This is a genomic window from Serratia sp. NFX21, from assembly GCF_048517035.1.
Taxonomy (GTDB): domain Bacteria; phylum Pseudomonadota; class Gammaproteobacteria; order Enterobacterales; family Enterobacteriaceae; genus Serratia; species Serratia quinivorans.
Genome location: NZ_CP183196.1, coordinates 527,690 through 542,537, shown reverse-complemented (window position 1 = coordinate 542,537; position 14,848 = coordinate 527,690). Strand labels below are relative to the sequence as shown.

Sequence of the window (14,848 nt, the reverse complement as noted above, 5' to 3'; positions counted from 1 at the left end):
CGGCTTGCGGAATTAATTAATCTCGGCTTTTTTATGGAAACCGTCGGCAACAATGGTGCTGTCGATATTCGATTTATCAACCGGAATAGGGGTTAATAACCAGGATGGCACGTCTTTGCTGCCGTTATTTAATGTGGCGTTAGCCTTCGGCTGTTCACCCTTGCCCAGTTGCACCGCGATGCCCGCCGCCTCGTCGGCCAGTTTGCTGATTGGCTTATACACCGTCATGGTCTGGGTACCGGCGACAATGCGCTTCACCGCCGCCAAATCGGCATCCTGACCGGAAATAGCCACCTTGCCCGCCAGGCCCTGCGCGGCCAGCGCCTGGATAGCGCCGCCGGCGGTGGCATCGTTGGAAGCCACTACCGCGTCAATCTTGTTATTGTTGGCGGTCAGCGCATTTTCCATGATTTTTAATGCGTTTTCCGGCAACCATCCGTCGACCCACTGATCGCCCACCACTTTGATTTTCCCGCCGTCAATCAGCGGTTGCAGCACCTTCATCTGCCCCTGGCGGAACAGCTTGGCGTTGTTATCCACCGGCGAGCCACCCATCAGGAAATAATTGCCCTGTGGCACCCGTTGCACCAGGCTTTGTGCCTGCAGCTCACCGACCTTTTCATTATCAAAGGAGATGTAAAAATCGATATCGGCGTTATTGATCATTCGATCGTAAGCCAGCACTTTAATGCCTTCCCGCTTGGCTTCGCTGATGACGTTACTCAACACCTTGCCGTTGTAGGGAATAATCACCAGCACGTCGACGCCGCGGTTGATCATATTTTCAATCTGCGCCATCTGGGTTTCTTCATTACCATTGGCCGACTGAACAAACACATCCGCCCCCAGCGCTTTGGCTTTGCTGACGAAGATGTCGCGGTCTTTCTGCCAGCGCTCCAGGCGCAGGTCGTCGATCGCCATGCCGATTTTGACTTCTTTGCTCTGCGCCGGTTGGCTCGCCAGCGCCAGCAACGCACAGACCGAAAGGAACACAGGTTTGAATTTCATCTTATATACCTTTGTTATTTAACGGGTAGGGGCAATAATTGAAACAGACTGGTGATGCAACTTAGAGCGGATTGTTATCGGTTATTTAATATTCAGCAATTACTGATTTTTACCGGCCAATTATGATTTTTGGTTTAATGTTGTTTTTATGATGGCGGTCATGCTTTCGCGCTGAAAAAAAGCAGGTCGACAAATAAAAGTGAATTAAGCCTTAAATAAACTGCGGTTAATAACCAATTATGAGATCTGTCGCACATTTAATAATTCTGTGAATTTAACTGTGAAATAACGTAATTGAGCAGCCTGTCGCAAACTCCGAAGATAAAGCCATCCCGTAAACCGGGCATTGCTACCCAGGAGTCGATAATGCAATCTTATTTTGATCAGCTTGAGCAAGTGCGCTACGAAGGCCCCACCAGTAATAATCCGCTGGCCTTTCATCATTACAATCCGGATGAACTGGTGCTCGGCAAGCGCATGGCGGAGCACCTGCGCTTTGCCGCCTGCTACTGGCACACCTTCTGCTGGAACGGTGCGGACATGTTCGGCGTCGGCTCGTTCGATCGCCCCTGGCAGCAGCCGGGCGACGCGCTGGCGCTGGCCAAACGTAAGGCCGACGTAGCGTTCGAGTTTTTCCACAAGCTGAACGTTCCCTATTACTGCTTCCATGACGTCGACGTCTCGCCGGAAGGCGCTTCGCTGAAAGAGTACCTGCACAACTTTGCGGTCATGACCGACGTACTGGAAGAAAAACAACACAGCAGCGGGGTAAAACTGCTGTGGGGCACCGCCAACTGCTTTACCCATCCGCGTTACGGTGCCGGTGCGGCCACCAACCCGGATCCGGAAGTCTTCAGTTGGGCGGCTACCCAGGTGTTCACCGCCATGAACGCCACCCAGCGTCTGGGCGGTGAAAACTACGTGCTTTGGGGCGGCCGCGAAGGCTATGAAACCTTGCTGAATACCGATCTGCGCCAGGAGCGTGAGCAAATTGGCCGCTTTATGCAGATGGTGGTGGAGCACAAGCACAAAACCGGTTTCCAGGGCACCCTGCTGATCGAGCCAAAACCTCAGGAGCCGACCAAGCATCAATACGATTACGACGTCGCCACCGTGTACGGCTTCCTCAAGCAGTTCGGCCTGGAGAAAGAGATCAAGGTGAATATCGAAGCCAACCACGCCACGCTGGCAGGCCACTCGTTCCACCATGAGATCGCCACCGCCATCGCGCTCGGCATCTTTGGTTCCGTCGATGCCAACCGGGGCGACCCACAGTTGGGCTGGGATACCGACCAGTTCCCGATCAGCGTGGAAGAGAACGCGCTGGTGATGTTCGAAATTCTCAAGGCCGGGGGCTTTACCACCGGCGGGCTGAACTTCGATGCCAAGGTACGCCGTCAAAGCACCGACAAATACGACCTGTTCTATGGCCATATTGGGGCTATGGATACCATGGCGCTGGCGCTGAAGGTCGCGGCTAAAATGGTGACCGACGGCCAGTTACATCAGCAGGTATCAAAACGCTATGCCGGCTGGAATGGTGAATTGGGCCAGCAAATTTTGCAGGGCAAACTGTCGCTCGAGGCGCTGGCGCAGTACGCTGAAGGACATGCACTGGCGCCACAGCACGTCAGCGGCCGCCAGGAACAGCTTGAAAACCTGATGAACCGCTATCTGTTCGGCTAACTGACCCCGCGCGGCACTCGCCGCGCCTTTAAGGATCTTTCCATGTATATCGGCATCGACCTCGGCACGTCCGGCGTAAAAGTCATTTTGCTCAGTGAGCAGGGCCAATTGCTCGCCAGCCACGGTGAGTCGCTGCCCATCTCCCGCCCTCATCCCTTATGGTCAGAGCAGGCCCCGCAGGACTGGTGGCACGCCACCGATCGCGCCATGCTGGCGCTGGGCAAGCAGCACAGCCTGCAACAGGTGAAGGCCATCGGTCTCAGCGGCCAGATGCACGGCGCCACGCTGTTGGACGCACGGCAACAGGTGCTACGCCCGGCCATTTTGTGGAATGACGGCAGAAGTGGCGCGCAATGCCTGGCGCTGGAACAGGCGGTGCCGCAATCGCGGCAAATCACCGGTAACCTGATGATGCCGGGCTTCACCGCCCCTAAACTATTGTGGGTGCAACAGCATGAACCCCAGGTGTTTGAGCGCATCGATAAGGTGCTGTTGCCCAAAGATTATTTACGCTGGTGCCTCACCGGCGACTTCGCCAGCGACATGTCGGACGCTGCCGGCACCGGCTGGCTAAACGTGGCGCAGCGCGACTGGAGCGCCGAGATGCTGGCCGCCTGCGGCCTGACCCGCCGCCAGATGCCGCAACTGTTCGAGGGCAATCAGGTCACCGGGCAAACGCATACCGAACTGGCCCGGCGCTGGGGCATGTCCCCGGTACCTGTGGTGGCCGGTGGCGGCGATAATGCCGCCGGGGCGATCGGTGTCGGGCTGTATCAGGCCGGGCAGGCGATGCTGTCGCTCGGTACCTCAGGGGTTTATTTTGCCGTCAGCGACGGCTTTCTCAGCAACCCGGCCAGCGCGGTGCACAGTTTCTGCCATGCGCTGCCCGACACCTGGCACCTGATGTCGGTGACGCTCAGCGCCGCCTCCTGTCTGGACTGGGTTTGCAAACTGACTAACGTCGAAGACGTCGCCACCCTGCTGCGCAATGTCGAACAGGCCCCCCCGGCGGCGGCTCCGCTGTGGTTTCTGCCCTACCTGTCCGGCGAACGGACGCCGCATAACAATCCGAACGCCAAGGGGGCATTCTGGGGCCTCACCCACCAACATGGCCCGAACGATCTGGCGCGTGCGGTGCTGGAAGGCGTCGGTTTTGCCCTGGCAGAAGGCATGGATGTGCTGCACGCCAGCGGCCTGCAGCCCACCAGCATCACCCTGATTGGCGGCGGGGCGCGTAGCCCGTTCTGGCGGCAAATGCTGGCGGACATCAGTGGTCAACGGCTGGAATACCGCACCGGCGGCGACGTCGGCCCGGCGCTGGGGGCCGCGCGGCTGGCTCAAATCGCACTGAACCCGCAGCGCCCACTCGGCGAACTGCTGCCCGAGCTGGCATTGGAGCAGGTGCATACCCCTAATGCCGAGCGCCACCAGCAGTACGCCGAACAGCGCAGCACCTTCCGCGAACTCTATACTCGCTTGTTGCCGCTGATGTAAAACCAGTGGGGGCATTAGCCCTGCCCCCTTATTATTGCCAAATCGAATAGTCGCCAGTGGCAAATGTCACTGCCAACCCGCCGGCTCCTCTCCTAAATTGGTGGCTGTCTTTTGACGCACTTCACCTCTGGATTAAGGAACTGAACGTGGAAAAAAACCAACAACAAAGCCGCAGAGCTTTCCTCAGCCAAACCGGCAAAATTACCACTGCCTGCGCGGTGATCGGCCTGACCGGCGGCGTGGCGCAGGCCGCCGTACCCACTGGCAGCCCTTGTTTACCGGAGGCCCAGCCCATGACCCTGACCGACAGCCACTACTGGCTGAGCGATGTCCGGCTGGAAGAGGGTTTCGAGTACGATGGCGACACGGTGATCGGCACCCGCACCGCGCTCTATCAGCTTGAAATCAAAGACGGCAAGATTGCGGCCATCCACCCGAAGGATGCCGCAGCACCCGCTGGCGTACCGCGCTATCAGGCACAGGGCCAGTTACTGTTACCGGCATTTCGCGACATGCATATCCATCTGGATAAAACCTTTTACAGCGGCCCATGGCAGGCACCGCGCCCGCGTCAGGGCAAAACCATCATGGATATGATCGCGCTGGAACAAACATTAATCCCCAAACTGTTGCCCACCTCGCAACAGCGCGCAGAAAACCTGATCGCCCTGCTGCAATCCAAAGGCAGCACCGTGGCGCGCAGCCACTGCAATATCGATCCGGTCAGCGGGCTGAAAAGCCTGGAACACCTGCAGCGCGCGCTGGAAAATCACCGGGCAGATTTTAGCTGTGAAATCGTCGCCTTCCCGCAGCACGGGCTGCTGCATTCAAAAGTCGACGGCTTGATGCGCGAAGCCATGCAGATGGGAGTGCAATACGTTGGCGGGCTGGATCCGACCAATGTCGACGGGGCGATGGAGCAGTCGCTGGATGCCATGTTCCAGATTGCGCTCGATACCGGCAAAGGCGTCGATATCCACCTGCACGAAACCAGCCCGGCCGGGGTGGCAGCCATCAACTACATGATTACCACCGTAGAAAAGAACCCTTCGCTACGCGGCAAAGTCACCATCAGCCATGCCTTTGCCCTGACCGCGCTGAACCCGAATGAATTAGAGGAAACCGCCACCCGACTGGCGGCGCAGCAAATCACCATCGCCTCGACGGTGCCGATCGGTGGGTTGATGATGCCACTGCCGCAGCTCAGTGAAAAAGGGGTATTTGTGATGACCGGAACCGACAGCGTGATCGACCATTGGTCACCGTTCGGCACCGGCGATATTCTGGAAAAAGCCAACCTTTACGCCCAGCTCTATCGGGGTTCCGACGAGTTCCATCTGTCGCGCGCCATGGCGATTTCCACCGGCGGCGTGCTGCCGCTGAATGACAAAGGCCAACGGGTGTGGCCCAAAGCCGGGGACAGCGCGGAGTTCGTGTTGATCGACGCCAGTTGCTCCGCCGAAGCGGTAGCCCGTCTGCCAACGCGCCGCACCACCTTCCATCAAGGGCGGCTGGTGGCCGGCCAGGTTGGCAAAGCCTGATACTGGTCCGCTAATGCCACCATGATGGCCGTTTTTGGCCTTCTCCCTTGCAGGATAACGGCTCAGTATGGCGTTATACCTAATTGGCGGAGGGCCGAAAATGTCATATAGCGCGTTATTGATCATCGATGTTCAACAATCATTTCAGCATCGTCCATTCTGGCAAGAGCAGGATCTCCCCGCTTTCCAACAGGCGCTGACGCGGCTGATTGAAGGCTGCCGCCAGCAGGGCGTAGCGCTGGTTGATGTATTTCATGTATCGCCAGAGGGGCCATTTTCGTTGGCGTCCGGCTGGGTAAAACGCCTGCCGTTCCTCGACCATCAGGCCGATGTCACCGTACACAAACAGGTGCACAACGCGCTGACCGAATCCGGCCTGGATGCCTGGCTGCTGGAGCGACACATCAAGCATTTGATTATTTGCGGCATTCGTACCGAACAGTGCTGTGAAACCACCGCCCGGGTGGCGGCCGATCTCGGCTATCAGGTGACTTTCGTGACCGAGGCCACGCTGACTTTCCCGATGCAGCATCCCGATGGAGAAGTCTTTACCACCGAACAACTCAAGCGGCATACTGAGACGGTGCTGGTCGACCGCTTCGCCCGCATCGCCAGCGTGGATGAGGCTCTGGCGCAACTCTCACAGGAGTAACCATGCCGCAGGCCGTCTACTTTCTGATGCTGCCCCAGGTGCTGTCGCTGGACGTTAGCGGCCCAGCCGAAACCCTGCGCCTGGCCGGGCAGTTCAGCCTGCACTACATCAGCCCAGTGCCGCAGGTTACCTGCTCGGTTGGCATGACGTTGAGTCAGCTACAGCCGCTGCCTGATCGGCTGGAAGACGGCGCTATTTTAGTGGTGCCGGGCGTCAGTGATTCGCTACATTTCTTCGCCAATGGGCCGGCCGAACAGGCCCGCCGCTGGCTGGCCGCGCTGCAACCCGACCTGCAACAGCAACGTATCACGCTGGTCTGTGTCTGTTCCGGCGCCCTGCTGGCGGCACAGGCCGGTTTGCTCGACGGTTACCAGTGCACCACCCATCACGACGTGATTGAACGCATGCGCCAGCAGGCCCCGGCAGCGCAGGTGAAAGAAAACCGCATCTTTGTTGAAGACCGCAGCGTTTACACCAGCGCCGGCATCACCGCCGGGATCGATCTGGCGTTGCACCTGATTAATCGCCAATGCGGCGCTAGCCGGGCGATGGAGATTGCCCGGGAAATGGTGGTGTATTTTCGCCGGTCCGGCGACGACCCGCAGCTTTCACCCTGGCTTCGCTACCGTAACCATCTGCACCCGGCAGTGCACCGGGCGCAAGACGTGATGGCCGCAGAGCCGGAAGCGGAATGGTCAGTACCGCAGGTGGCGGAAAAGGCCCATGTCAGCAGCCGCCATCTGGCACGGCTATTCCGCAGCCATGTTGGCATCAGCGTGCGTGAGTACCATGAACAATTACGACTGGCGGTGGCGCAGCAGCGCCTGCAGCAAGGCTATGGGCTGGAGAAAGCGGCGTTGGCCGCGGGATTTTCCTCCGGCCGCCAACTGCGCCGCGCCCAGCAGCGCGGCTCAATCGGCTTATGACACCAACCGTCGAGTGTCTATTTTCTGCAGGCCTATCGACAGCAGCAGGCTAAGCGCCAGCGCCACGCCAAACACCCAGAAGATATCCAGCAACGGATGACTGGTCAGTTCCAGGTGCCGGTTGCGCATAAAGTTAACGATAATGGCGTGAAAACCGTAGATCGCCAGCGAATGGCGGGAAAAAACGCCCAACCAGCCAATCGGTTCCGGCAGGCAGTTTTTAAACCAGATAACCAAAGACACCGCCGCGATAAACACCAGCGGGCCGCAGTAAATGTAATAGGTATCGGCGAAGTTGCCGTTGATAAACATCTGGCTTTTGGTGCCGTGGGTAATCAACGCCACGCTGGCTACAAACCCCAACGCCGCCAGCCCACTGACGCCCCGCCCCTGGGTGTCCATCATGCCAATCGCCCGTCCGGCCAACGCATACAGCAGGTAATAGAAAGTATCGCCGTAGATATACAGATTCACCGGTAACAGGTGCGTGTTACCCAGGGTCAGCGAGCTGGTATTGGGGTTGGCAATCACCGCCAGGATCACCAGCACCCCGGCCAGATAACGGCGCGATACCGGCTTGACGCTGACCAGCGGCGACAGCAAGTAAATCACCGCAATCGCATAGAAGAACCACAGGTGATAGAACACCGGCTTGAGTAACATGCCGCGCAGCGACGGCCAGAAGCCGATTTTGGTGAACGCCGCGATATAGATCAACGCGATGGTGCTGTAGAACAGGATGCAACAGCCAATGCGGATGAAATGTTTCTTACCTGCGCTTTTCTCACCGAAAAACAGATAGCCGGAAATCATGAAAAACAACGGCACCGAGACGCGTGACAGCGAGTTCAGCACATTGGCGATATCCCAGTTGTGTTCCCCCACCGCCACCCCGCTGGTGACGTAATAGGTGGTGGCGTGGATCATCACCACCATCATGCACGCCACCGCGCGCAAGTTATCTATCCAGCCAATTTTATTACTCAAAGGTCGCCCGCAATATTGTCATCTTCGTTTGTTATAAAGAGGTTAACCAGCGAAAGTGTGGGTGGCAACCCTGACGGGCAATATCAGAATGTGCTTAAACAACACCTGATGATTGCCAAGGTGAACAATTGGCGGCAAAATAGCCGCAACAACTCGCTCAGATAGCGTTCCCCGCCCTGACAGTTCCTTATTTATTCTTTACTTTCAGTACGATAACTATGAAAACAACATTACCACCTGCGGCTCGCTTGGGTCGACAGGCGCTTTTATTCCCTCTTTGTCTGGTGCTGTTCGAGTTCGCCACCTATATCGCCAACGATATGATCCAGCCTGGCATGCTGGCGGTGGTGGCAGATTTCAACGCCGGTGAAGAGTGGGTGCCAACCTCAATGACCGCCTATCTGGCCGGCGGTATTTTCCTGCAGTGGCTGCTGGGGCCATTGTCGGATCGCCGTGGTCGTCGCCCGGTGATGCTGGCGGGTGTGGCGTTCTTTATCGTCGCCTGCCTGGCGATTTTGCTGGTGACCAGCATCGAGCAATTTATCTTTATGCGTTTCCTGCAGGGGATTGGCCTGTGCTTTATCGGCGCGGTCGGCTACGCCACGATACAGGAATCTTTTGAGGAATCTGTGTGCATAAAAATCACCGCACTGATGGCCAACGTGGCGCTGATTGCCCCGTTGCTCGGGCCATTGGCCGGTGCTGCGCTGATCCACGTCGCGCCGTGGCAGAGCATGTTCGTGCTGTTCGCGGCGCTGGCGGCCTTTGCCTTCTATGGCCTGTGGAAAGCGATGCCGGAAACCGCGTCGCTGCAGGGTGAGAAACTCTCGGCCGCCAACCTGTGGCGTGACTATCGCCAGGTGCTGTCCAACCGTCGTTTTGTCTGCGGGGCGCTGGCCATTGGCTTCGCCAGCCTGCCGCTGCTGGCCTGGATTGCCCAATCACCGGTGATCCTGATCAGCGGCGAGTCGCTGTCGACGCTCGATTACGGCCTGCTGCAAATTCCGGTGTTCGGTGCGCTGATCCTCGGCAACCTGACGCTGGCGCGTTTGACCGGTAAAAACAGCGTACAACGCCTGATCAAACTGGGTGCAGGGCCAATGATGCTGGGGCTGCTGATCGCGGCGCTGGCTACCCTGTTCTCGACCCACGCCTACCTGTGGATGACCGCAGGCCTGAGCCTGTACGCCTACGGTATCGGGCTGGCCAACGCCGGGCTGTACCGCCTGACGCTGTTCTCAAGCTCCGTCAGCAAAGGCACGGTTTCCGCCACCATGGGCATGTTGAGCATGATGGTATTCACCGTCGGCATAGAACTGGCGAAAGTGGCCTACGTGTGGGGCGGCAGCGGGTTGTTCAATCTGTTCAACCTGATTAGCGGCCTGTGCTGGCTGGCGCTGGTAGCGCTGTTCCTCAGCAAACGCCGCAGCGGCGACGCAACGCCGACGCCTAACGCCGCATTGTAATGATCAGCACGTGAGGAGAGGTTATCTCCTCACGTGCTGTAAAGTTTGCATTGGATTCAACACCCTCAACTCCGTTTGTCAGCATCCAAATTTATCGCCCATGCTTGCACTTCCTCATGGCTGATAATATTCAGCTGTTCTACATCATTAAGTGCCTCTAGCGTCAAACGTCGCTGTTCTTCCTCTCGAACAGTTTTGTCAGTCCCTACGTTATTTTTTGCAACTAGCAGAAAAGTATTAATATTCATCCTGATCGCCTCGTCCCTAAACCAAAAAACGTAAGATACCCAAAATAATTGGAGTTGCATCAAGGCGGCAAGAGCATGAGTCCCCAGGAGCTTACTCAAGTAAGTGACTGGGGTGAGTGCTCGCAGCCAACACAGAGGCAGCTTCAAGTATGACGGGTATACAACCCACTGTCGCGCAGCAGGTGCTGGTTGCCCTTGCGGCGGGTGAAGCCGCTGCGGTCGAAGAACTCCAGCACCTGGATCGCCAGCTTGCGACCCACGCCGAGCCGGTCACGAAAATCGGCGGCATTGGTGCTGCCCTGCTCCACATCAAGCTCACGGATCAGTGCAGCGAACTGTTCAATGCGTTGGCTTAAGTAGTAACGATCCACCACTACCGCCGTGACATGCCCCAACTGTGCCGCTTTACGCAATGTCGCCCGTATCCGGGCCTCGTCTTCGCCCAGTTCGGTCGCCAAATCGCGAACCCACCAGGCTTCATCGCCAAACCGCGGCTCGATAATTTCCCACAGGGCCAGTTCTTCAGCACTGAACGCCAGGCCGTGTTCCGGCAGGTGCAACCAACCTCGGGTATTGTTTATCAATCCCTCGGCCAGCAGCCGATCGATCATCATAAATACCAGCGGCTCAGCAAGCTGAGGCAGTGCCATGCGCCGCAGCCGCGCCCGCCCCAGACCGAGCTGATCGCTATGCTGTTGGTGGTAGTCGGCCAATACCTGTAGCAGACGCTGTTGGCCCTGCTGCACATTATCTTGCGCCAGCGCCATATCGCCGGCAATCAGCAACTCACGGCCCACCAGCAATGCTGCCAGTTCGCCTGCCGTCAGTTGCCGGGCCCAGGCAAAGGCGGCCAGATCCAGTGCGCCATTAGGCAGATGCAACGCCAGCACCTGCCGGTCATCGTCGGCCTTTGCCAGCGCCGCCAGCCAGGCCAGATATTCAGGTTGACGCTTGCCTCGCTTCGGGGTGGTCAAACTCAGTACTCTGGCGCCCCCCAGCGTTTGGCGAGCGCCAATATCACGTAGCACCAGCCGATCGTTTTCCGCCAACCAGAGTGGACGATCGAGGATCAGCTCTGCCAGCCCCTCATTGAGCAGCGAAACTCGCCCGGTGATATGGCTGGCGGCATGATGCAGATGCAACGGTTGCCAGTGTTTTATCAGTTGGTCAGCATCCAGTGCGACCAAAATGCGCTCGGCAGCGGCCAGCGGCTTTTGCGCCAGCAGCCAGTCACCGCGCGCCACCTGTTCTTTACTGACGTCACCACTGATATTCAGTGCGATACGCTGCCCGGCCTGCGCCTGCTCAACCGGTTGGTTCTGCGCGTGCAGGCCTCGTACCCGCACCGGGGTATCGGCACCGGTCAACCACAGCTGATCACCCACGGCGACTTGCCCACCCAATGCGGTACCGGTCACCACCAGACCTGCGCCTTTAACGCTGAACGCGCGATCCACCGCCAGACGGAAGCGACGGGTTAACGCATGTTCGTCAGGCTGCAACGCCAGCAGATGCGCGCGCAGCGCGTCGATTCCCCGCGCCTGTAGCGTCGCAGTGACGAACATGGGCACCTGATGCCAACCCTGGCGCGCCAGCTCGTCACTTAGCTGACGTCGTACTTCTTCAATGCGGGCTTCATCCACCCGATCGGCCTTGGTCAGCGCCACCGTCAACGTCGGCCGGCCGCTCAACCGCAGTATCGCCAGGTGCTCGCGGGTTTGCGCCATCACGCCGTCGTCGCAGGCCACCACCAGCAGCGCATGGTCGATGCCGCCAACGCCTGCCAGCATATTGGCGAGGAATTTTTCATGACCGGGCACGTCGATAAAGCCCAGCACCCGGCCATCGGGCTGCGGCCAGTAGGCATAGCCCAGATCCAGGGTCATGCCGCGGCGTTTCTCCTCCGGCAGGCGATCGGCGTTGATCCCGGTGATCGCCTGCAGCAGGGTGGTTTTGCCATGATCGACATGACCGGCGGTAGCGATAATCATGCGCTCAGCGCCTCAATCAATGCGTCTTCCTGCTCCAGACAGCGTAGATCCAGCCACAGCCTGCCGTCGTTAATCCGGCCAATCACCGGCTGCGGCAGAGCGCGCCAGCGTTCCGCCAATGCTTCCAGCGTTGCGCCACGGCCGTCCTGCGGCGTAAAGGTCAATGCATAGCTGGGCAGCCGATCCACCGGCAATGAACCGCTACCGATCTGCGACCAGCACGGCTCGGCACGCAACTGGAAATGCCCGGTAAACTGCGGCGTCAGCACCTGTAACAGTCGCTCGGCGGCAGCCTGCATCGCCTGTTGTGGACGTGTCAGCAGCCGCAACGTCGGCAACTGTTGCCCCAGCAGTTCGGGTTGTTGATAGAGACGTAAGGTGGCCTCCAGCGCCGCCAGCGTCAGTTTGCCGACGCGCAGCGCGCGCTTTAAAGGATGCTGCTGCAACCTGGCAATCAGCGCCTTTTTACCGACGATGATGCCGGCCTGTGGGCCGCCCAACAGTTTGTCACCGGAGAAGGTCACCAGATCAACACCGGCAGCCAGCAGCCGCTGCGGCATAGGTTCGGCCGGCAGGCCGTACTGCGCCATATCAATCAGCGAGCCGCTGCCCAGATCGGTGGCGGTCGGCAGGCCGTGTTCGGCACCCAGCTGCGCCAGCTCGGCTTCGTCCACCGCCGCGGTAAAGCCCTGAATGCTGTAGTTGCTGGTATGCACCTTCATCAACAACCCGGTCTGATCGTTAATCGCGTTACGGTAGTCTTTCAGATGGGTGCGGTTGGTAGTGCCTACTTCAACCAACTGGCAGCCCGCCTGACGCATCACGTCGGGAATACGGAACGCGCCGCCAATTTCCACCAGCTCACCGCGCGACACCACCACTTGCTTGCCGGGGGCGATCGCCGCCAGCATCAGCAATACCGCGGCCGCATTGTTATTGACGATGCAGGCGTCTTCCGCGCCGGTCAGTTGGCACAGTAAATCCGCGATGGCGCGATCGCGATGCCCACGCCCGGCGCCCTCGAGATCGTATTCCAGCGTCACCGCCGCGCCCATCGAACGCGTCACCGCCTCTATCGCCGGTTGCGCCAGCAGAGCCCGGCCGAGATTGGTGTGCAACACGGTACCGCTTAGATTGAATACCGGTGCCAACGACGGGCGCTGCTGTTGTGCCAGCCTGACGCCAAGCGCCTGCGGCCAGTCAGCACACCAGTCAGGCAACCGTTGATGTTGTTTAATGGTCTCACGCGCCTGTAATTGCAGTTGGCGCAGTAGCTCGCTAATCAGCGTCTGGCCATATTGCGCCACCAGCGGTTCGATAGCGGGATCGCGCAACAGGCGGTCAATGGCGGGTAACTGGCTGTAAAGATGCTGGGATTCAGTGCTCATGGTCGCTCGGTTTTATTGTGTGGTCTCGGCATAAAGCAGAACCCCGCCGCAGCGGGGTGGGAGACATCAGGGGGGCGAGGTGCGGGCAAAGCTTTCGCGGGCAAACAGCCGTTCGGCCAGTTTGATCAACGCCGGTCGTTCGACGCACCAGTTGGGCATGATACGGCGGAAATTGAGATAACCCAGCGCGCAGCCGGTGGCGATATCCGCCAGCGTCAGCGCTTCGGTGTTCAGTAACGTTTTTTCCTGCGCCAGCTTTTCCAGCGCGTCCAGCCCGTGCGTCAGCTTGGCGCGCTGGCGCAGGATCCAGTTTTCGTCCTGTTTATCCGATGCCCGCTGGCTCTCGCGATACAGCGTGGCGGCGGCCTCGGTCACGCCATCTGCCAGGGCTTCCACCTGACGTATGCTCAATGCTGCCGCGCGATCGGCGGGTAAAAATGCCGGGGCGGCAGGCAGCAGTTCAAGGTATTCGGCGATCACCCGCGAGTCGTAAAAGACGCCGCCGTCGTCAGCCACCAGCACCGGAACCTTGGCGAGCGGATTCAGCTCCACCACCCTACTGCCCGGCTCATACGGCGGATCGTTAACGAATTCGAACGCGATGCCCTTTTCCAGCAGCATCACGGAAATCTTGCGGACAAAAGGGCTGGTGTAACTGCCAATAAGCTTCATCAGTCTTCCCCTCGGCTTGCAAACCTCAGCGTTATTAGTTCACCGTCAGCGTGTCGATAATCTGCTGAACCAGCGCCTGATGCGCCTCCGGCGTTTTGGCCGGCGACAGCATTTGCAGCGTCACCACTCGTTTGTTGAGCACCGTCAGCATGATGGTAGACACCACCTTCTGCCCGTTGATGCTCTGCTCGGTGTCCACCCGGCGGAATTTCTGCTTACCGACGGTGAAGTTCTCTTCTTTGGTGGTCTGGATATTTTGATAACGGTCTGCCAGCTCGGTAATCATGCTCTGCGTCAGATCTTTGAGCATTTTATCGCTGCTGTTGAGCTTCATGTCGTCAGGCGGGATCACTTCGGAAGAGACGGTGCTCTGGCGCGATTTGCCGTCCAGGAAGCGCTGAATGGTGGATTTGCTGTCGTTGATGATGCCGCTGTTCTCGGTCTGATCGCTAAAGCCCGATGGCAATTCAAAGGTGATCTTGCCCTTTTGCATCGAGACTTTCAGGCCCGGAGGCGGTGCGGGTTTTGTCTCCACCACCGGCGGTGTCGGTGCAGGCTGCGTGACGACCGGTTTGGTATCCGGTTTTGGCACTTCCGGTTTGGTATCGTCCTTGTTGTCACAGGCCGCCAGTCCGATGGCCAATACGGCAACCGCCGTAAATTTCGCAATGGTCTTCAACATCGTCAGTCCCTTTCCTTTCGCTTCGCGCGTCATTGCGTAAACGTAGCAAGTCGCCCCGGCGAATGCCAGAAGCCCAGTCCGAAATTAATCATCCGATAAATGATAAG

At 58.6% G+C, this 14,848-nt stretch carries 13 protein-coding genes; 6 read left to right on the top strand and 7 right to left on the bottom strand.

The annotated features are described in order from the left end of the window. Positions 1-12: 12 nt before the first annotated feature. A complete protein-coding gene (gene xylF / locus ACNT1W_RS02510; RefSeq protein WP_012004572.1) occupies positions 13-1,008 on the bottom strand; it encodes a D-xylose ABC transporter substrate-binding protein in 996 nt (331 codons plus the stop codon). Positions 1,009-1,374: 366 nt separating this feature from the next. Here xylF and xylA point away from each other — a divergent pair, with 366 nt between their 5' ends. The 5 genes from xylA (at position 1,375) to ACNT1W_RS02485 (ending at position 7,307) form a co-directional block, all read left to right on the top strand. Continuing rightward, entirely contained in the window at positions 1,375-2,694 is a 1,320-nt protein-coding gene (xylA, locus tag ACNT1W_RS02505) for a xylose isomerase (protein ID WP_085115228.1), read from the top strand. Between the two features lie 42 nt (positions 2,695-2,736). Then, positions 2,737-4,188 (top strand): xylulokinase, encoded by a 1,452-nt coding sequence (gene xylB / locus ACNT1W_RS02500; protein WP_419246366.1) that lies wholly within the window; start codon positions 2,737-2,739, stop codon positions 4,186-4,188. A 146-nt stretch (positions 4,189-4,334) separates the two neighbouring features. Next, positions 4,335-5,729, top strand: a complete 1,395-nt coding sequence (locus ACNT1W_RS02495) for an amidohydrolase family protein (RefSeq protein WP_012004569.1) — start codon at positions 4,335-4,337, stop codon at positions 5,727-5,729. 100 nt (positions 5,730-5,829) lie between these two features. After that, a complete protein-coding gene (locus ACNT1W_RS02490) occupies positions 5,830-6,381 on the top strand; it encodes a cysteine hydrolase family protein (RefSeq protein ID WP_419246365.1) in 552 nt (183 codons plus the stop codon). Between the two features lie 2 nt (positions 6,382-6,383). Further along, entirely contained in the window at positions 6,384-7,307 is a 924-nt protein-coding gene (locus tag ACNT1W_RS02485; protein ID WP_419246364.1) for a GlxA family transcriptional regulator, read from the top strand. On the opposite strand, the gene ACNT1W_RS02480 is transcribed toward ACNT1W_RS02485, so the two are convergent. Continuing rightward, on the bottom strand, positions 7,302-8,294 hold the full coding sequence (locus tag ACNT1W_RS02480; protein ID WP_419246363.1) for an acyltransferase: 993 nt from the start codon (positions 8,292-8,294) through the stop codon (positions 7,302-7,304). The two genes, ACNT1W_RS02485 and ACNT1W_RS02480, sit on opposite strands and share 6 nt — an antisense overlap. Positions 8,295-8,512: 218 nt before the next feature. On the opposite strand from ACNT1W_RS02480, the gene ACNT1W_RS02475 reads away from it, so the two are divergent. Further along, entirely contained in the window at positions 8,513-9,760 is a 1,248-nt protein-coding gene (locus tag ACNT1W_RS02475; protein WP_012004565.1) for an MFS transporter, read from the top strand. 65 nt (positions 9,761-9,825) lie between these two features. Here ACNT1W_RS02475 and ACNT1W_RS02470 read toward each other — a convergent pair whose 3' ends face one another. From ACNT1W_RS02470 to ACNT1W_RS02450, 5 genes are all read right to left on the bottom strand, one after another. Beyond that, complete coding sequence (locus tag ACNT1W_RS02470; RefSeq protein ID WP_126501188.1) at positions 9,826-10,008, bottom strand: hypothetical protein; 183 nt, start codon at positions 10,006-10,008, stop codon at positions 9,826-9,828. A gap of 143 nt (positions 10,009-10,151) precedes the next feature. Continuing rightward, the gene (gene selB / locus ACNT1W_RS02465; RefSeq protein WP_419246362.1) at positions 10,152-11,999 is read right to left on the bottom strand and encodes a selenocysteine-specific translation elongation factor; all 1,848 of its coding nucleotides are present in this window, start codon (positions 11,997-11,999) and stop codon (positions 10,152-10,154) included. Next, positions 11,996-13,387 carry an L-seryl-tRNA(Sec) selenium transferase gene (selA, locus tag ACNT1W_RS02460; protein ID WP_419246361.1) on the bottom strand — a complete coding sequence of 464 codons (1,392 nt, stop codon included), beginning with the start codon at positions 13,385-13,387 and terminating at the stop codon, positions 11,996-11,998. The genes selB and selA overlap by 4 nt, the downstream gene beginning before the upstream one ends. Positions 13,388-13,453: 66 nt before the next feature. Beyond that, positions 13,454-14,059, bottom strand: coding sequence for a glutathione S-transferase (locus tag ACNT1W_RS02455; RefSeq protein WP_012004562.1), 606 nt, complete (start codon positions 14,057-14,059; stop codon positions 13,454-13,456). A gap of 34 nt (positions 14,060-14,093) precedes the next feature. Next, a complete protein-coding gene (locus tag ACNT1W_RS02450) occupies positions 14,094-14,741 on the bottom strand; it encodes a DcrB-related protein (protein ID WP_012004561.1) in 648 nt (215 codons plus the stop codon). Positions 14,742-14,848 lie beyond the last annotated feature (107 nt).